The organism is Halorubrum sp. CGM4_25_10-8A, from assembly GCF_005435025.1.
GTDB classification, from domain to species: Archaea; Halobacteriota; Halobacteria; order Halobacteriales; family Haloferacaceae; genus Halorubrum; species Halorubrum ezzemoulense.
In genome coordinates this window covers 272888-290777 of sequence record NZ_SGTX01000003.1, presented here as the reverse complement: position 1 = coordinate 290777, position 17890 = coordinate 272888, and the positions used below count along the sequence as shown (strand labels likewise).

Genomic DNA, 17890 nt, shown 5'->3' with positions numbered 1-17890 from the left:
GTTCGTAAAATTCTAAACCCCCGAAAGCGTGGTTAGGTGTGATGACGTACGAAAACCTCGACGCGAAGCTCATCAACTCGCTGCTCAGCAACGGCCGCGCGAGTCTCCGGAGCTTGGGCGACGAACTCGACGTATCGGTGACGACCGTTTCGAACCACCTGCGCGACCTCGAAGAGGAAGGCGTCATTCGGGGGTACACGCCCGTCGTCGACTACGACAAGCTCGGCTACGACGTGACCGCCGTGCTCCAGCTCAAGGTCGAAGGGAGCGCGCTGCCGGACGTGACCGAGAAGCTGCGGCAGGAGAAACAGATGGTGAGCGTCTACGAGGTCACCGGGGATTACGACGTGATCGCCATCGGGAAGTTTACCGACACGGACGGGATGAACGACCAGATCAAGTCGATCCTCACGGACGCGGACATCAGGGAGTCGAACACGAGCGTCGTCCTCAACGCGGTCACGGAGAACGAGCAGTTCGACCTCGACGTCAAGGAGTAGTTCGGCCGCCGCCGGGGCCCTCTCCGCGCCGCCGACACCTCTCTTCGTACCGGCGCGAGCCGTCCCCGCGCTGCCCGCTGCCGGCTCAGTCTCTCCGCCGCTCCGCCGCCGCCTCCAGCGTCTCCACCGCCGGGAGCGGCTCGCCCGTCAGCGCGCGGATGTACGCGCCGCCCGCGATGGAGACGTGCGAGAAGTCCGCCTCGCTCAGCCCGTACATCTCGATGGCCCGCGAGGTGTCGCCCCCGCCGACGACCGAGAAGCAGTCCGTCTCCGCGATGGCGTCGAGGACGCCCACGGTGCCGTCGGCGAACCGCTCGTCCTCGAAGACGCCGAGCGCGCCCTTCACGAAGACCGCGTCGGACTCGCGGATCGCCGGCTCGTAGTCGGCGACCGTCGTCGCCCCTACGTCGAGGTACCCCGTCTCCTTCTCGCCGATGTCGTCGACGGGGACCTCAGCGCGCTCGCCGTCGGGACCCTCGTACGCAAGGTCGCTCGCGAGGCGGATCGCGTCGCCGCGCTCGTCGAGGACCGACTCGATCAGCTCGCGGTTCCGCTCCCACTGCTCGTCGAAGAGGTCCATCTCGCCCACGTCGCGGCCGACGGGGTGACCCGCGGCGCGGAGGAATAGCTCGCCGGCGACGCCGCCGAGGAGGAAGCGGTCGACGCGGTCGTCGAGGGCGTCCATTACGCCGATCACGTCGGTCGCCTTCGTCCCCCCGACGACCATCGTGACCGGGCCGTCGAACTCGCGGGTCGCGATCGCGGTGTTCGCCTCGTACTCCGTCTCCATCACGCGGCCCGCGTACGCGGGGAGGACGAGCGGGAAGCCGACGAGCGAGGCGTGCTTCCGGTGGGCCGCCGAGTAGGCGTCGTTGACGTACGCGTCGAACAGCGGCGCGAGCGTCCGGACGAACTCCGTCTCGGCCTTCTCTTCGGGCGACGCCTCCGGAAGCTCGTCGTCGCACATCCGCGTGTTCTCCAGCAGGAGGATCTCTCCCGCGTCGAGCGCGTCGATCGCCTCCAGCGCCTCGTCGCCGTACGTGTCGGCCACGAACCCAACGTCGCGGCCGACGCGGTCGGCGAGGATCTCGGCGTGGCCGCCGAGCGACGTGAAGTCGTCGCGACCGGGTCGGCCCTGATGAGCCAGCAGGACGACGCGGTGTCCCGCCTCGGCCAGCTCGCGGACGGTCTCCGCGTGGCGCTCGAAGCGGCGGTTGTCCTGCGGTGTTCCGTCCTCGATGGGCGAGTTGAGGTCCAGTCGGACGAGGACGCGCGAGTCTGCCGAGAGGTCGTCGAGGGTGTTGAACGCGGGCATGGGTGAGGAGTCGTCGATGAGCTCGTTAAGCGGTTGCGCTCCGGGGGAACGTTGCCGTCCGAAGGTCCGTCCCGTCGAACGGGCGGTGCGTGTCGAGCGCGTCGGTCCCGACGCGCCAGACGAACCGGCCGTCTACGCCTCGTCGTGGACGTACGCGGCCATGTCGAGCAGCCGGTTCGAGAAGCCGTACTCGTTGTCGTACCAGGTGAGGATCTTCAGCAACTTCCCGCCGGCGATGACGTTCGTCGACTGGAGGTCGACGTAGCTGGAGAACGGGAGGCCGACGATGTCGGAGGAGACGACCTCGTCGTCGGTGTAGCCGAGAACGCCCGCGAGCGGACCGGAGTCGGCGGCTTCGCGGAAGGCGGCGTTGACCTCCTCCTCGGTGACGGTCTCGTCGAGGCTGACGACGAACTCGGTGAGGGAGCCGGTCGGGACCGGGACGCGCATCGCCATGCCGTCGATCTTCCCCTCCAGCTGCGGGAGGACCTTCTGCGCCGCGCCCGCGGCGCCCGTCGAGGTGGGAACGATGTTCTCGGCAGCCGCGCGGCCGCGGCGACGCTTGCTCATCGGGCCGTCGATGAGGCTCTGCGAGCCCGTGTAGGCGTGGACGGTGGTGAGGGTACCGGCGTCGATGCCGAACTCCGCGTCGAGCACCTTCGCGACCGGCGTGATGGAGTTCGTCGTACAGGAGGCGTTCGAGATCACGTCGTCGCCCTCGTACTCGTCGTGGTTGACGCCGTAGACGAGCTGTTTGACCGGCTTGTCGCCCTTCGGAGGCGCCGAGATGATCACGGTGTCGGCGCCGCCGTCGAGGTGCGCGCTCGCGTCGTCGCGGGTGCGGAAGACGCCCGTACACTCTAGGGCGACGTCGACGTCGAGCTCGTCCCACGGGAGGTCGGCGGGGTCCTGAACGTTGAACAGCGGGACGGCCGTGTCGCCGACCGTCAGCTCATCGCCGTCGCGCTCGACGCCGTCGAGACGACCCATGACGGTGTCGTACTTCGCGAGATACCCCATGTCGTCGAAGTCCATCACGTCGTTGATCCCGACGAGTTCGATCCGCGGGCTCTCTAACACCGCGCGGAACACGTTGCGCCCGATGCGACCGAAGCCGTTGAGCCCCACCCGCACGACCTCGTCGTCGCTCACGTCGTCACCGGCCGCCAGATTCGATTTACTCATATTCGAAAAAGCCGAGCCGCAACTACTTAAATCCGGCCCAGTCGCGGCGAGACCGTCATAATCGTTGGAATTTGTTACGGCCGGTGTCGCGTTTCGCGGCCGAGGGCCCGCGACGGCGGCCGCTCGTCGTCCGCCGGACCGCTGCTTTCCCGCGGCGGATAGCGGCCGATACGGCGACCGACAGAAGGCTTATCGGGGTCACCGACCTCACGGAAGGTATGGACAGAGACGACCGCGACGATCCGTTCGGAGACTTCTTCGAGGAGATCGAGCGGATGATGAACGAGATGGCCACCGGCGACGCTCCGTCGGCCGACGACGCCGGGTTCGGCTCCGACACCCACGTCGACGCGTACACCACCGAGGAGTCGGTGCGGCTCGTCGCCGACCTCCCCGCCGTCTCGAAGGAGGACCTCTCGCTCCGCTGTGACGGCGACGCGCTCACCATCTCCGCGGTCTCCGACCGGCGCGAGTACGACGAGACGGTCGACCTCCCCGCGCCCGTCGACGAGCACTCCGCCGACGCGACGTTCAACAACGGCGTCCTCGAGGTCTCGTTCGACCGCGACGAGGACAGCGCGTCGATCGACCTCGTCTGAGCCGGCCCGCCTCCCGGGGCTCGCTCGCTCTCCTCACTCCTCCTCGGCGGTCCGCCGGACGAGCGCCGCGAACCGGTCGTAGAAGCCGTCCTCGTACTTCGTCGCGGCGTCGACCGTCGGCCGCGCGTTCGTCTCGTTGACGACGAGCCGGTCGTCGGTCGCGAGCAGGTCGACGCCGAGGTAGTCGATTCCCAGCGCCGCGGCCGCGCGCTCCGCGAGGTCGCGCGCTCGCGGATCGAGGTCGACGCCGCGAGCGGTCGCACCGCGGTGGACGTTGTGTTTCCACCGGCCGGCCGCGAGCGCGTCGGCGTCGAGTTCGCGTTCCACCGCCCCGGCGTACGCGCCGTCGACGACCATCGCGCGGTAGTCGCGCGCGTCGGGAAGGTACTCCTGAAGCAGGAACGACTTGTCGCCGGTCGCGCGGTAGTCGTGGATCAGGTTCAGGTAGTCGACGACGCCCAGCAGCGAGTCGAGGTCGGTCGCGGTCGCGACGCCCACCCCGCGGGTCGCGGAGTTCGGCTTCACGACGACCGGGTAGGAGAACTCGCTCGCGGCGTCGACGACGACCGACTCGTCGACGGGGTTCGACACGAGCGTCGTCTTCGGCGTCGGGAGGCCGGCGGCGGAGAGCGTCGCCAGCACGCCGGCCTTGTTGCGCGAGGTCACGACCGCGTCGCGGCCGTTCACCCACGGCACGCCCAGCCGCTCGTCGACGACCGCGCCCTCCATGAGCCGGGTGGGGTAGACGAGGCCGACGTCGAAGTCGGCGAACTCGTCGGGGTCGCCCGCGCCGTCTCGCGCCGCCGCGCCGCCCGAGACGCGCAGCGCTCGCTCTTTCGCTCGGACGTGACCGACGTCGATGCCGCGGTCCGCGAGGGGCCCGCGCACGCGCTCGAACGTCTCCGCGTCGGTGGTCATCGCGAGCCGGAGCATAACCGTGTTGGGGGCCGTTCGGACTTAAAAACGGCGCGAGCGGAACGACGGCAGCGACGCGTTCCGACGGCCGGTAGCGCGTGCCTCGCGGCCGGGGACTCGGAGGCGTTCACCGTCGATTCGCAGTCTGATACGTACGAATAAGCGGTCGAGGTGTCGGCGAGGTCTCCCGTCGATACGCGCGAAGCGACCTATTGGAGGTGGCCTTCCTCGCGGAGCTGTTCGGCCTCGCTCTTCTCGTAGCGCCACGAGATGTCGGCCTTCTCGTCCTGCCAGTCCCACGGCTCGACGAGGACGATGTCGTCTTCGCGGATCCACACGCGCTTTTGCATCCGGCCGGGGATGCGCGCGGTCCGCTGTTTCCCGTCCGCGCAGCGCACCTTGACGCGGTTCGCGCCGAGCATCTCGACGACCTCCGCGAACACCTCGTCGTCGTCGGGCATCCGGAGGTCGTTCCGACCGCCGCCGTCTCCGTTGCTCATGCGTACGCGGTGATACGCGCTCGCAGAAATAAAAGGGCCGCTCTCCGCCGGGACCGAAACGGCCCTTTTACCTCCGGGGACCGCCGAGGCGACGACATGCGTGACACGCTCGGACTCGAAGGCATCGCCGGCGTCCTCGTCGTCCTCGTCGGTATCGGTATCCTGACCCTCCGCGATCCGGTCGTCGCCGGCGCCCTGATGGTCGTGCTCGCCGGTCTCGCGCTGATCGCGAAGGGGCTCGTCGACACCGCCATGCGATCGTTCGGGCTGAAGTGAACCCTCGGCGGCGGTCCGACCGACTCCGGACGAGCGGCCGTCCGCTCGACGCGGCGTTCACCGTGGTCCCGAAAGAGTCATAATCGCCGACCGTCCCTCACCGGGTATGGTCGAAGTACCTGCCGTCGCGGTCGAACTCGTCGAACTCCTCGCCGCTGCCGTCGGCGCCGGCGCGGCCGCCGCGGTCGGCGTCGTGCTCGAACAGTTCGGGCTCTCCGCCGTCTCCGGCGGCGATCTCGTCCTCGGTGCGTGGGCCGTCGGCATGGGACTGATCGCGCTGTACGTCGGCCTCGTCGGTCTCGGCTACGAGCAGGCGCTCCCGCGGCTGCGCCGCCTCGCGAGCGGCGAGTAACTCACAGGTCCCCGTCCGCGGCGAGTTCGCGCACTCGATCGGCGCGCTCGCGGATCGCCGCCCACTCCTCGTCGTCCTTCTTGTCGACGTGCGAGTACATCAGCCCCATTCGCCCGGTGCCGCGGAGCGTCTCCTCGTTCTCCTTCAGGAAGTCCCAGTAGAGCGCGTTGAACGGGCAGGCCCCGTCGCCCGTGGTCCGCGAGACGGCGTACGGGCAGTCGGCGCAGTGGTCGCTCATCCGGTTGACGTAGCTCCCCGAGGAGGCGTACGGCTTCGAGGAGAGCACGTCCGTGCCGAACGACCCCATCGCGACGACGTTCGGCGTCGTCACCCAGTGGTAGGCGTCGACGAAGCCGAGGTGGAACCACTCGTTCACGTCGGCGGGGTCGGCGCCGTACACGAGCGCGAAGTTCGACAGCACCATCAGCCGCTCGATGTGGTGGGCGTAGCCGAACTCGCGGACGTGCCCGACCGCCTCCGAGAGACACCGCATGTCCGTCTCGCCGTCCCAGTAGGCGGGGGGAAGCTCCCGGTCCTGTTCCAACTGATTCGCCTCCGCGAGCTCCGGCATCGCCTCGCGGTAGACGTGGCGCATGAACTCCCGCCAGCCGATCACCTGCCTCACGAACCCTTCTACGGCGTTGAGCGGGACGGGGGCGGGCTCGTTGCCCCCGGCCGCTCTGCCCCCGGTCGCTCCGTCCTCGCCGTCCGCCGCGTCCCCGCCGAACTCGTCGAGCGAGGTCGCCGTCCCGCCCGCGTCGCCGTGGTCGTCTGGGTCGTACGCGCCGGGCTCGACCCCCCGCTCCTCGTAGGCGCGCTCGACCGCCCGCACCGGCTCGCGCGGGTCGAGCAGCCCGAGGTTGATCGCCGGCGACAGCAGCGAGTGCGAGAGGAACGGCTCGCCGCCGACCATCGCGTCCTCGTACCGTCCGAACGCGGGCAGCCCGTCGCGGACGAACCGGTCGAGCGCCTCGCGGGCCTCTGCCCGCGTGACCGGCCACGCGAACCCGTCGAGCGCGTCGTTCCCCCACGTGTCGAACCGGTCGCACACCCACGCGTGGGTCTCGCGGGTCAGCTCGTCCGGCTCGAACGTCGGCCGCCCCGGCGGTTCCCAGTCCTCCGGCGGCGTCTCCTGATTCAGGTCGTCGTAGTTCCACTCCCCGCCGACCGGCTCGCCGTCGTCCATCAGCACGCCCGTCTCGCGACGGACGTGCCGGTACCAGTGCTCCTGCCGGTAGGTGCGCTCCGCGGCCCCGTCGGCGCCGATCTCGGTCCCCTCGTCGCCGGCCCACTCGCGCCAGTCCGCCGGTGTCGTCCAGAACAGCTCGTTGTCGACGAGTTCGAGGGTGCCGCCGCGCTCGGCGACCAGCCCGCGGAGCCGCTCGCCGGCGCCGTGGCTCGCGGGGCGCATGAGCCGCAGGCGCGGCCCGTCGTCGTCCTCGCCGTCGTTCGCCTCGGCCGCCCGACCAGCGAAGAACTCGTCGAGCCCCTCGCCGAACGACTCCGCCTGAACGTACGTCACGTCGTGGCCGCGATCGCGGAGGTCGTCGCGGAAGTGCCGCATCGCCGAGAACACGAGCGTCAGCTTGTGGGCGTGGTACGGCTTCCGGTCGGCGAACCCGTGCGCTTCGATCAGGAGGACCTCGTCGGCCGCGTCGAGGGCGTCGAGGTCGGGGTTGAGCTGGTCACCGAGCAGCCAGCAGGTCGTCCGGTCGCTCACGGGACGAATAACGCTCCCGAGTCTCATAGCTCCGGCGGCGTCGCTCGACCGCGACCTCCCGGAACGACGCGTCACCCGCGGACTTTTGTCGGCCCCCCGTGTCGGGCGAGCCATGGACGAGATCCTCACGAACTGGCTGCTCGGCCTCATCGCCGCCCTCCTCGCCGTGCTGGTGCTCGACTCGACCGGACAGTCCTTCCTCGCGCCGCTCTCGCCGGTCGCGAACGTGCTCGCGCTCGTGACGTTCCTCGCGTTCGTCATCCTCACCGGGGCGTTCCTCGTGTACACGGCGTCGTTCCGGGACCTCTGATCCCCGCCTCGGGCCGAGCCCGTCGCTGCCGCCGCGCGTAGCTTTTTGTTCCGCCTCGAACTGGTGCGCGTATGGAGTACACCACGCTCGGCTCCACCGGCACCACCGTCTCGAAGATCTGTCTCGGCTGTATGAGCTTCGGCGACCCGGACTGGCGCGAGTGGGTGCTCGACGAGGAGGCGGGCCGCGAGCTCGTCGACCGCGCCGTCGAACTCGGCGTGAACTTCTTCGACACCGCCAACATGTACTCGAACGGCGCGAGCGAGCGCGTCCTCGGTGACGCCCTCGGCGAATACGACCGCGAGGAGTTCGTCGTGGCCACGAAGGGGTACTTCCAGATGGACGAGTCGAACCCGAACTCGGGCGGCCTCTCCCGGAAGGCCATCGAGCAGGAGCTGTCGAACTCCCTCGACCGGCTCGGCATGGAGACGGTCGACCTCTATCAGATCCACCGCTGGGACGACGACACGCCGATCGAGGAGACGCTCGCCGCGCTCGACGACGCGGTGCGACGGGGCGACGTGCGACACGTCGGCGCCTCCTCGATGTGGGCCCACCAGTTCGCCGAGGCGCTCCACGCGAGCGACCGCGAGGGGTACGAGCGGTTCGCCACGATGCAGAACCACTACAACCTCGCCTACCGCGAGGAGGAGCGCGAGATGCTCCCGCTGTGCGAGAAGGAGGGAATCGGCGTGATGCCGTGGAGCCCCCTCGCGCGCGGCTACCTGACGCGCCCGCACGAGGAGGTCGACGCCACCCTCCGCGGCGAGACCGAGGAGCACCTCTACGCGCACCCCTACCGCGAGGGCGGCGGGCGGGCGGTCAACGAGCGAGTCGAGGAGCTCGCCGCGGAGGAGGGCGTGAAGATGGCGCAGATCGCGCTCGCGTGGCTGTTCCACAAGGAGTGGGTCGACACGCCCATCGTCGGCACGACGAGCGTCGAACACCTCGAAGACGCGGTCGAGGCGCTCGACGTCAACCTCTCCGATTCCGACGTGGAGTGGCTCGAAGAGCCGTACGAGCCGGTCCGCGTCTCCGGTCACGAGTGACGGCGGAGCGCGACTCCGGCTGCGCGCTCGGCGACCTAAATCGTGTTTTAGGAATATGTCGATAAGTCATTTGTATGCTAGTGAATGTCACACTCATATGGTCGACGACACCGACCGAACCCCGACCCGGTCGAGGACGGAGTACGCTCGCACCCGGATCCGGTGTCCGAACTGCGGCGACCGTGTGCCTGCGGCCGGCCGGGACACGGACTCGGCGGAGTGCCCGAACTGCCACCGGCTGATTCGGACCTGACGCCGGCTCGGGGCCGCCGGCGGAGCGCCGGTCCGACACCGCCGCCCGCCGGCTATTTATAAACACACCGTCGCGGGCGCCACGACAACCCTTTTCGGCGGCGCCGCCGAACCGTGGCGCATGGCAGACGACGACGCCACCGACCCCGAGAACGGCGAGGGCGGCGAACAGAGCGACGGTGACGACGGCGAGGAGAAGTCGTTCCGCGAGCGCGTCGAGGAGATCCGGGAGCGACGCGAGCAGGAGCGCGAGGAGGGCGACCGGCCCGACCCGGAGGAGATGATGGGCGGCGGCGGGCCGCCGGGGATGGGCGGTGGCGGCGGCGGCAACCCCTTCGCGCAGATGATGTCCGGCATGATGGGCGGCGGCGGCGGCCCCGGCGGCGCGGGCGGCCCGCCCGGCATGGGCGGCGGTCCCGGCGCGGGCGCAGAGCAGGGCGCCCGCGGCGACGACGGCGGCAACGAGGAGCTCGTCCGCGAGGTGCGCCAGCTCCGCGACGAGGTCCGCGACGCCACCCGCCAGCTCCAGCGCATCGCGCAGGCGCTCGAAGACGACTGAGCCGACGGTAACCTCTTTTCGGTCCCGACCGCTCCACCTGACCCGAACAGCGTCACGCTCGTCTATCGACCGGTAGTGAACGCGCGCGGAAGCGTCAACGACCCGCAGAAAACCGCGCCGTCGACCGCGCGCTACCGACGTTCGCGCCGCCCGGCTAACACTCCGACCAGCCGCACGACTCGCACGTCTTACAGCCCTCGGAGTAGTAGAGGTTCATCCCGCCGCACTCGGGACACTCGGGCGACTCGCCCGCCGCGATGAGCTGCTGGGTCGAGTCGTCGGCGCCGGCCGCGTCGTCCTCGCCCGTCGGAGCGGTCCCGCTCGGGGCGCCGGTCGCCGCGCCGGCGTCGACCGCGCCGCCGTCGGTCTGGCTCGGCGGGCTCGCGCTCGACGCGGCCTCCTCGACGTCGTCGAGGCTCTGCTGTTGAGGGATCCCCTTGTCGACGTCGTCGTCGAGGTAGCGCCGCAGCGCGGTGCCGATGGCGTCCGGGATCGACTGGATCTGCTCGCCCTTGTCCCAGGCGACCTTCGGGCTCCGGGTGCCCTGGAGCTCGTCGACGATCTCCTCGGGGTCGACGCCGGAGCGCAGCGCCGTCGAGATGACCTTCGCGAGCGCCTCGGTGAAGGAGTTGGTGTAGCCGCCGGAGTGGCCGATGTTCGCGAACAGCTCGAACGGTCGACCGTTCTCGTCCTCGTTGATGGTGACGTACAGCTTGCCGTAGCCCGTCTCGACCCGCTGGGTGACGCCCGACAGCGAGTCGGGGCGCGGGCTGCGCTCGCTGTAGTCGATCCGGGGCTGCTCGGTCGCTTCGAGCAGGTCTGCGACCTCCGCGTCGATCGCCGCGCGGACGTCCTCGTTGTCGAGGAACGCCTCGACGCCGCCGAAGACCTCGTTGATCTGCTCGACGATGGTCTCCGCGGCCTCGCTCTCGTCGGCGAACTCCGTGTTCTGCGCCCGCGTCGTGAGCACCTGCTTCGAGCGGGTGCCGTCGCGGTAGTAGGTGACGCCCTTCCCGCCGTTCTCGTAGATGTACTCGAAGACCTCCTTGGCGTCGCCCAGCGTCGAGTCGTTGGGCGCGTTCACGGTCTTCGAGATGGCGGAGTCGACGCCCTTCTGACAGGCGACCTGGACGCCGGCGTGGTCCTTCGCCGAGAGGTCGCCGGTGACGACGAACAGCTCGCCGATGGCGTCCGGGACGGTGTCGAGCCCCTCGACGCCGTCGAACGCGTTTTCGGCCATCTGCGCCTGCGCCTCGCGCTTGACGGCCTCGACGTCGACGTCGTTGGCCTCCAGCGTGCGCAGGAAGTAGTCGTCGAACTCGACGAGCATCTCGTCGCCCTGGACGTCGTCGGAGACGTTCTTGTAGTAGGCGACGTTGTAGATCGGCTCGCAGCCGCCGGTCGTGTTGCCGATCATCGACGTCGTGCCCGTGGGGGCGATCGTCGTCGTGTTGTGGTTGCGGATCGGGAAGCCGTCCGCCCACTCGTCGGCGTCGAGCCCGGTGAAGTGCTCGAACCAGTCGCGGTGCTCGGTCGGGTTCGCGTACTTCGAGTCCGCCCAGTCGTTGAACGTCCCGCGCTCCTCGGCGAGATCGTGGGAGGCAAGCTTCGACTCGTGGTTGATGTGGGTCATCAGCTGCCGGGCGATCTCGTTGCCCGACTCGGAGCCGTAGCGGACGCCGAGCTGGACGTACAGCTGCGCGAGCCCCATGATCCCGAGCCCGATCTTCCGCATGTCGCGGACCTTCTCCTCGATCTCGTCGACCGGGAAGTCGGACATCGTGACGACGTTCTCGAGGAAGCGGGTGCCGTACGCGATCCGCTCTTCGAACTCCTCGAAGTCGATCGCCTCTTCGAGGAACGCCTCGACTGCGGCCGCCTCGGAGTCGTACTCGTCGGCGTGCTCGTCCGACCAGACGCGCCAGTCGGGCGCGTCGAGGTCCGCGAGCGTCGAGAGGTTGATGTGGCCGAGGTTACAGGCCTCGTACTCCTCTAACGGCTGCTCGCCGCAGGGGTTCGTCGCGAGAATCTGGTGCTCCGGGTGCTCCTCCACGTCGAAGGAGTGCTCCTTGTTGATCCGTTCGAGGTAGACGACGCCCGGCTCCCCGTTCTCGTGTGCGCCCTGGATCATGTGATCCCAGATCTCCGCCGCCGGGACGGAGAGCTCCTCGCCGACCTCGACGTGCTCGCCGAGCCCGAACATGTCGTAGAGCTCCTTCGTCTCCGGGGTGGCGACGTGGGGCTCCTCGGTGCGGGGGTTGGTGAAGGTGAACTCCTCGTCGTTCGCCAGCGCCTCCATGAAGTCGTCGGTGACGCCGACGCTGATGTTGAAGTTCGAGAGGTGTCCCTCGACCGCGTTCCGGAGGTGCTCGGGCACCTTGCCGTCCTCGTCGATGAGCTCGCGGGCCTCCTCCAGCGCGTCCGCGAAGGAGTTGTGCGTGAAGTCGTCGGGGTCGTTGAGCCGCAGCGAGTGGGCCAGCGAGACGTCCTTGTTCTTCGCGTGGATGAACTGGATCACGTCCGGGTGCGAGATGCGCATGACGCCCATCTGGGCGCCGCGGCGCGCGCCGCCCTGCGCGATCGTCTCGCACATCTGGTCGAACGTCCGCATGAACGTGATCGGGCCGGAGGCGATGCCGCCGGTGGAGCCGACGGAGTCGCCGTACGGCCGGAGCTTCCAGAACGCGTACCCCATGCCGCCGCCGGACTGGAACACCTCGGCCGCCTCCTTGGCGGTCTGGTGGATGTCGGTGATGTCGTCGCCCGGCGAGTCGACGAAGCAGGCGGAGAGCTGCTGGAGCTCGTCGCCGGCGTTCATCAGCGTCGGGGAGTTCGGCATGAAGGAAAGCGACTCCATCCCCTGTCGGAACGTCTCGGCGGTCGCCTCGACGTGGTCGCGCACCCCGTCGGGGAGCTCGGGAACGACCGTCTCGTACGCGAACTTGTTGACGTTGTGGGCCGTGAGCGTCGCCTCCGCGTCGTCGTCGGCCGTCGTGCCCGCGCCGAACACGTCCTCGGCGAGCTCGTCGCGCCGCGGGTGGTCGGGCTTCAGCTGGTCGGGCGTGACGGTGACCTCGACGCCCTGGTTTTCAGCCTCGAAGACGGCCTCCGCGAGCGCGACGTTTCGCGCGACCCGGTCGAAGAGTTCCTCCTGGTCTTCGATCGGTTCGCCGTCCGCGTTCTTCCGGAGGTAGCGCGCGGGCAGGATGTTCTGGTAGGCGTTGCCCGTGAGGCGCTCCTCCATCGTCTCGCCCGTGGTTCGTTTGATCGGCAGTTCGACTCCGTCGGCGGAGACGCCGTCGCTGCTCATTCGGCGGCCACCCCGCTGGCTTTGCGTGGAATATGGATCATCTGTAGTGTTGGTGTACTGGCGAGGCGGGCCCTTGTACGTTCGGATGTTCGGCCCCGCCCGGCTTCTACATGTCCGATTCGGTATGTAACGTCTCTCCGGCGCGCCTGACGCTGAATCCGGTACGTCGGTAATGAACGGGTTCTGGACACATAAGCATAGGTAGACCGGAGTGAAACTGGTCGTCGATCGAAAAAACCACACGATGTGAGCGGTCTCCCACGGGAACAGAAGGGGGGTCGATCGAGGCGGCAACCGCCGGCCCAGCCGGCGCCCGATACCGCCGTGTCGGCCGATGTCGGGCGGATCCACGCTCGGCCCCATCACCGGAATGCCTGAAGACCTATCAGAACTAGTAAACGACTTCCGGCTCCTCCCACAAGCTTATGCCCGGCGTCGCCGTGGTCCGGGACATGACCGCAACGTCGCTCGCGCTCGCGGGGCTCGCCGCGCCGGCACAGGCCGCGCTGCTCGGCAGTCAGGTCGGGCAGCTCCTGGTCGCCCTCGTCGCCGTCGCGCTCGTCATCGTCGTCGGCAAGTTCGTATTGAAGCTCGCGTGGCGGCTCGTCACGATCGGCATCGTCGTCGTCGCGGCGTTCTACCTGCTGTCGACGCTGGGACTTGTCTAAAAACCGCCGCGGGCCGGCCGCCGGTTCGGGTCGAAGCGCCCGGCTTACTGGAACGCCGCGCCCGGTTCGGCCTCGGTGCGGTCGACCTCCGACCGCTTGAACTGCTTTTCTATCTCCTCGTAGCGCTCGCGCGTCTCGGGGGTGACGCTCGGGTTCACCCCGCTCAGCGCGTCCTCGAAGTGCTCCATCGTCACGCGGACGTTGCCGACGGACTCGCCGACCTCCTCGCGCGTGACGCTGCCGATGAACTCCCGAGAGGCGTTCATCGACGCCTCGCGGGCGACCGCCTCGATGTCGGCCCCCACGTACCCCTCGGTCTTGCGGGCGAGGGCGTCGAGGTCGACGTCGTCCGCCAGCGGCTTATCCCGCGTGTGGACCTCGAAGATCCGGCGGCGCGCCGCCTCGTCGGGCACTGGCACGTGGACGTGCCGGTCTAAGCGACCGGGGCGGAGCAGCGCCGAGTCGATGAGGTCGGGGCGGTTCGTCGTCGCGACGACGACGACGTCCTCCAGCGACTCGAGGCCGTCGAGCTCCGTCAGCAGCTGGGAGACGACGCGCTCGCCCACGCCGGAGTCGCCGGAGTTCTTCCCGCGCTCGGTGGCGATCGAGTCGATCTCGTCGAAGAACACGATCGTCGGCGCGTTCTCGCGGGCCTTGCTGAACACCTCGCGGACGCCCTTCTCGGACTCGCCCACGTACTTGTTCAGCAGCTCGGGCCCCTTGATCGAGATGAAGTTGGACTCGCTCTCGTTGGCGACGGCCTTCGCGAGCAGGGTCTTCCCCGTGCCCGGCGGGCCGTACATCAGGACGCCCTTCGCGGCCTGCATGTCGAGCTCGTCGAACACCTCGGGGTACTCGAGCGGCCACTGGATCGTCTCGCGGAGCCGCTCTTTCGTGTCGCCGAGGCCGCCGACGTCGTCCCAGGTGGTGTCGGGGACCTCCACGAACACCTCCCGCAGCGCGGAGGGTTCGATCCCCTTGATCGCCTCCTTGAAGTCCGACTCGGTCACCTGGATGCTGTTCAGCACGTCGGCGTCGATCTCGTCCGATTCGAGGTCGATCTCCGGGCGGATGCGCCGCAGCGCGTGCATCGCGGACTCCTTCGCCAGCGATTCGAGGTCGGCCCCGACGAAGCCGTGCGTGTTCTCGGCGTACTCGTCGAGGTCGATCCCGTCGGTCAGCGGCATGTTCCGCGTGTGGACCTGAAGGATCTCCTTGCGACCGTCCCGGTCGGGGACGCCCACCTCGATCTCGCGGTCGAAGCGGCCGCCCCGTCGGAGCGCCTGATCGATGGCGTCGACGCGGTTCGTCGCCCCGATGACGACGACCTCGCCGCGCTCTTCGAGCCCGTCCATCAGCGAGAGCAGCTGCGCCACGACGCGGCGCTCCACGTCGCCGCCCGCCTCCTCGCGCTTGGGCGCGATGGAGTCGAGCTCGTCCATGAAGATGATCGACGGCGACTCCTCGGACGCCTCCTCGAACACTTCGCGGAGCTGCTCCTCGCTCTCGCCGTAGTACTTCGACATGATCTCCGGGCCGGAGATCGTGTGGAAGTTCGCGTCGATCTCGTTGGCGACCGCCTTCGCGATCAGCGTCTTCCCCGTGCCCGGCGGGCCGTGGAGCAGGACGCCCTTCGGCGGGTCGATGCCGAGGCGCTTGAACAGCTCCGGGTGCCGCATCGGGAGCTCGATCATCTCGCGGACCTGTTCGAGCTCGTCGTCGAGCCCGCCGATGTCCTCGTAGGTCACGTCCGGCCCCTCGCCGGTGCCGCCCGCGGCCTCGCCGCGGTCGGCGATCTCCTCGGCGGAGATCTCGGAGATGCTGATCTCCGTCTCGTCGGTGATGACGACCGTGCCGCCGGGGCTCGTCTCGGCGATCTTCATCGGGACCGCCTGCGACTGGCCGCCCATCAGCCCGAAGCCGAGCGAGGTCCGGATCGTCTGCCCCTCGGTCACCGGCTGACCGGAGAGCTTGTCCCGGATGAACGGGGCGATCTGCCCCCGCACCCGCAGCTGGCTGGGGAAGGCGATCGTCACCGCGTCCGCCCGCGAGACGTCGACGTCCTCGACGGTGACGCGGTCGTCGATCCCCACGTCGGCCTCCTGGCGGAGGCGCCCGTCGATGCGGATCACGCCCGTCCCGTCGTCCTCGGGGTAGCCGGGCCAGACGCGGGCGATCGCCGCCCCGTCGGCGCTCTCGACGCGGACGATGTCCCCGCCGGAGAGCCCGAGCTCGTCGGCCGCGACGCGGTCGATTGCCGCCAGGCGACGGCCGGCGTCCTTCTGTTTCAGCGGCTTGACAGTGAGCTTCATCGGTCGCCCTCCACGGTGAGCACGCCGTTGTTCACCGCCACGTCGGCGGCCGTCCCGGGCAGCTCGAACTCCGATTCGACCGGCCCGTCCGGTCCCTCTACGACGACGATCGCCGTCTCGCCGACGGTGTCGACGGTGACGGCCTCGTCGTCGACGTCGAGGTCGGCGGCGACGGTCCAGCCGTCGTCGTACTCGTACCGGCGCAGCAGCGCGCCGTCGCCGGTCGATCGGGTCTGTATGTGATTCATCCTAACTACGAGTTAGTCGCGTAAGTATTTAAACTTGACGCTCAAAATCGCATGACGTGAGTGCCTCTTTGTACTAACGGTAGTGTAGCGGTTCGAGCGATTCCACCGCCGACCGTCCGCCGTCGTGCGGTCGGACCCGCGGCGCCGATCGAGTCGCCGAGCGCGCGTCGGCTCCCTCGGGCGCTTATACCGCTCGGCGCCGAACCGCCCGGACATGGAACGGGTCACCCACGACGGTCGCGCGACGGCGTACCGCCGCTTCGACCGCGGCGGCGACGGGCCGACGGTCTGCTTCGTTCACGGCAGCGGCGGCACGAAAGACATCTGGAAGTCGCAGGCCAGGCTGGCCGACCTGGTTCCGAGCGTCGCCGTCGACCTCTCCGGGCACGGCGACAGCGACGACGTCGCGACGCCCGCCGGCCCCGAGACGCTCGACGCGTACGCGGACGACGTGGTCGCGGTCGCGGAGGAGACGGGGGCGACAGTCCTCTGCGGCAACTCCCTCGGCGGCGCGGTCGCGCTGCGGGTCGCCTTAGAGCGCGACCTCGCGCTCGACGGCCTCGTCCTCGCGGGCACGGGCGCGAAGCTCGCGGTGGCCGAGCCCCTCCGCGGCGCGCTCGCCGACGATTTCGAGCGGGCCGTCTCGCTGCTCCACGAGCCGGACCGCCTCTTCCACGACGCGCCGCCCGAGTACGTCGAGCTCTCCGAGGCGGCCATGCGCGAGTGCGGGCGAGCGGTCACCGAACGCGACTTCCTCACCTGCCACCGGTTCGACGTCCGGGAGCGACTCGGCGAGATCGGCGTCCCGGCGCTCGCGCTCGTCGGCGCGCACGACGAGCTCACGCCGCCCGCGTACCATGAGTACCTCGCGGACGGGATCCCGGCCGGAGAGCTCGCGGAGGTCCCCGACGCCGCGCACCTCGCGATGCTCGAAGCGCCGACCGCGTTCAACGACGCGCTCTCCGCGTTCCTCGGTCGGCTGTAGGCCGCCCGTCCCGCCGGTCGTCGGCTCGCGACCGCGTGGACCAGCCGACCGCCGCGAGATTTAGGTCGGTCGCGCGTCCCGTGGGCACATGGTCGACAGCGACGACGGCGATACCGGCCGTGCCGACGGGTCCGGAGCGCCGGCGGGCGCCGAACAGCCTCCGGCCGAACCGCCCCCGGGCGACCCCGACATCGACGACCTGCTCGCGAAGCTCGACGCCCTGCGCGACACGGTCGACGAGGGCCACGAGCGCGAGGAGGTTCGACAGACGATCTCGCTCGTCGAGCGGATGCCCGGGAGCGGCGCGCTCGCGGAGCGGATCACGAAGTACACATCCAGAGACCTCGCCGAGTCGTTCGTCGGGGCGGTGCTGTTCGCGCTCCCGCTGCTCGTCGAGGGCGGCGTCTTCGAGATCGCGGCCTGGTTCGCGGCGACGACCGTCGCGGGCGTCCCGGTCCTCCTGATCGGCCACGTCGGCTTCGTCTTCGTCGCGACCGCCGGGCTCCTCTACTACGCCGACTTCCGGCAGATCGCGATCCACCACCCGATCCTCGGCGTCATCCCGCGCCGCTACGCCGGGGTCCTCCTCGTCTCGCTCGCCACGTCGGCGGCCATGCTGCTGTTCTGGGGGCGCCTCCACGAGGGCGACCCCACCGCGCTCGAACGGGTCAGCCGGGTCGCGGTCGTCTGGGCCGCGGCGGCGTTCGGCGCGGGCCTCGGCGACATCCTCCCCGGCGAGTCGCAGGGGGACGACCTCGGGAAGTTCGACCTCGACATCGGCGACCGCGACTGAGCCGCCTCCCCGGGAGCCCCACTCGCTCCACGCCACCTGTGG

General features: G+C 69.4%; 19 protein-coding genes. 11 read left to right on the top strand and 8 right to left on the bottom strand.

Features of this window, described 5'->3' with window-relative positions; genetic code table 11:
• Positions 1-41 precede the first annotated feature (41 nt).
• Positions 42-500: an HTH-type transcriptional regulator Lrp gene (gene lrp / locus EXE52_RS05630; protein WP_008441157.1), complete on the top strand. Its 459-nt coding sequence runs from the start codon at positions 42-44 to the stop codon at positions 498-500.
• An 85-nt stretch (positions 501-585) separates the two neighbouring features.
• Here lrp and EXE52_RS05625 read toward each other — a convergent pair whose 3' ends face one another.
• A complete protein-coding gene (locus EXE52_RS05625; protein WP_089308355.1) occupies positions 586-1815 on the bottom strand; it encodes a phosphoglycerate kinase in 1230 nt (409 codons plus the stop codon).
• A gap of 132 nt (positions 1816-1947) precedes the next feature.
• Positions 1948-3000, bottom strand: a complete 1053-nt coding sequence (gene gap / locus EXE52_RS05620) for a type I glyceraldehyde-3-phosphate dehydrogenase (protein WP_049930217.1) — start codon at positions 2998-3000, stop codon at positions 1948-1950.
• A 218-nt stretch (positions 3001-3218) separates the two neighbouring features.
• On the opposite strand from gap, the gene EXE52_RS05615 reads away from it, so the two are divergent.
• Positions 3219-3599 carry an Hsp20/alpha crystallin family protein gene (locus tag EXE52_RS05615; protein ID WP_049930219.1) on the top strand — a complete coding sequence of 127 codons (381 nt, stop codon included), beginning with the start codon at positions 3219-3221 and terminating at the stop codon, positions 3597-3599.
• A 33-nt stretch (positions 3600-3632) separates the two neighbouring features.
• Here the strand turns inward: EXE52_RS05615 and EXE52_RS05610 are convergent, their stop codons facing one another.
• Together EXE52_RS05610 and eif1A are read right to left on the bottom strand one after the other, a co-directional pair.
• Positions 3633-4532 (bottom strand): RimK family alpha-L-glutamate ligase, encoded by a 900-nt coding sequence (locus tag EXE52_RS05610; RefSeq protein ID WP_086216096.1) that lies wholly within the window; start codon positions 4530-4532, stop codon positions 3633-3635.
• Positions 4533-4723: 191 nt separating this feature from the next.
• Positions 4724-5014 (bottom strand): translation initiation factor eIF-1A, encoded by a 291-nt coding sequence (eif1A, locus tag EXE52_RS05605; protein WP_004597376.1) that lies wholly within the window; start codon positions 5012-5014, stop codon positions 4724-4726.
• A gap of 96 nt (positions 5015-5110) precedes the next feature.
• On the opposite strand from eif1A, the gene EXE52_RS05600 reads away from it, so the two are divergent.
• Both EXE52_RS05600 and EXE52_RS05595 read left to right on the top strand, forming a co-directional pair.
• Complete coding sequence (locus EXE52_RS05600) at positions 5111-5290, top strand: hypothetical protein (RefSeq protein WP_049930222.1); 180 nt, start codon at positions 5111-5113, stop codon at positions 5288-5290.
• 106 nt (positions 5291-5396) lie between these two features.
• The gene (locus EXE52_RS05595; RefSeq protein WP_089308354.1) at positions 5397-5642 is read left to right on the top strand and encodes a hypothetical protein; all 246 of its coding nucleotides are present in this window, start codon (positions 5397-5399) and stop codon (positions 5640-5642) included.
• Position 5643: 1 nt separating this feature from the next.
• Here the strand turns inward: EXE52_RS05595 and EXE52_RS05590 are convergent, their stop codons facing one another.
• Entirely contained in the window at positions 5644-7362 is a 1719-nt protein-coding gene (locus EXE52_RS05590) for a cryptochrome/photolyase family protein (protein WP_089308353.1), read from the bottom strand.
• A 112-nt stretch (positions 7363-7474) separates the two neighbouring features.
• Here EXE52_RS05590 and EXE52_RS05585 point away from each other — a divergent pair, with 112 nt between their 5' ends.
• The 4 genes from EXE52_RS05585 (at position 7475) to EXE52_RS05575 (ending at position 9532) form a co-directional block, all read left to right on the top strand.
• A complete protein-coding gene (locus EXE52_RS05585; RefSeq protein WP_049930226.1) occupies positions 7475-7672 on the top strand; it encodes a hypothetical protein in 198 nt (65 codons plus the stop codon).
• A gap of 71 nt (positions 7673-7743) precedes the next feature.
• Positions 7744-8721, top strand: coding sequence for an aldo/keto reductase (locus EXE52_RS05580; RefSeq protein ID WP_089308352.1), 978 nt, complete (start codon positions 7744-7746; stop codon positions 8719-8721).
• 97 nt (positions 8722-8818) lie between these two features.
• Complete coding sequence (locus tag EXE52_RS18460) at positions 8819-8974, top strand: hypothetical protein (RefSeq protein WP_167373081.1); 156 nt, start codon at positions 8819-8821, stop codon at positions 8972-8974.
• Between the two features lie 120 nt (positions 8975-9094).
• The gene (locus EXE52_RS05575; RefSeq protein WP_086216092.1) at positions 9095-9532 is read left to right on the top strand and encodes a hypothetical protein; all 438 of its coding nucleotides are present in this window, start codon (positions 9095-9097) and stop codon (positions 9530-9532) included.
• Between the two features lie 154 nt (positions 9533-9686).
• Here EXE52_RS05575 and EXE52_RS05570 read toward each other — a convergent pair whose 3' ends face one another.
• Positions 9687-12842 carry an adenosylcobalamin-dependent ribonucleoside-diphosphate reductase gene (locus EXE52_RS05570; RefSeq protein WP_089308351.1) on the bottom strand — a complete coding sequence of 1052 codons (3156 nt, stop codon included), beginning with the start codon at positions 12840-12842 and terminating at the stop codon, positions 9687-9689.
• Positions 12843-13267: 425 nt separating this feature from the next.
• On the opposite strand from EXE52_RS05570, the gene EXE52_RS05565 reads away from it, so the two are divergent.
• Complete coding sequence (locus EXE52_RS05565) at positions 13268-13510, top strand: hypothetical protein (RefSeq protein ID WP_049930233.1); 243 nt, start codon at positions 13268-13270, stop codon at positions 13508-13510.
• A gap of 44 nt (positions 13511-13554) precedes the next feature.
• Here EXE52_RS05565 and EXE52_RS05560 read toward each other — a convergent pair whose 3' ends face one another.
• Together EXE52_RS05560 and EXE52_RS05555 are read right to left on the bottom strand one after the other, a co-directional pair.
• Complete coding sequence (locus tag EXE52_RS05560; RefSeq protein WP_089308350.1) at positions 13555-15822, bottom strand: CDC48 family AAA ATPase; 2268 nt, start codon at positions 15820-15822, stop codon at positions 13555-13557.
• Positions 15819-16070 (bottom strand): hypothetical protein, encoded by a 252-nt coding sequence (locus EXE52_RS05555; RefSeq protein ID WP_049930235.1) that lies wholly within the window; start codon positions 16068-16070, stop codon positions 15819-15821. The genes EXE52_RS05560 and EXE52_RS05555 overlap by 4 nt, the downstream gene beginning before the upstream one ends.
• Positions 16071-16284: 214 nt before the next feature.
• On the opposite strand from EXE52_RS05555, the gene EXE52_RS05550 reads away from it, so the two are divergent.
• Entirely contained in the window at positions 16285-17055 is a 771-nt protein-coding gene (locus EXE52_RS05550; RefSeq protein WP_094583049.1) for an alpha/beta fold hydrolase, read from the top strand.
• A gap of 88 nt (positions 17056-17143) precedes the next feature.
• Entirely contained in the window at positions 17144-17848 is a 705-nt protein-coding gene (locus tag EXE52_RS05545; protein WP_049930238.1) for a hypothetical protein, read from the top strand.
• Positions 17849-17890: the final 42 nt, after the last annotated feature.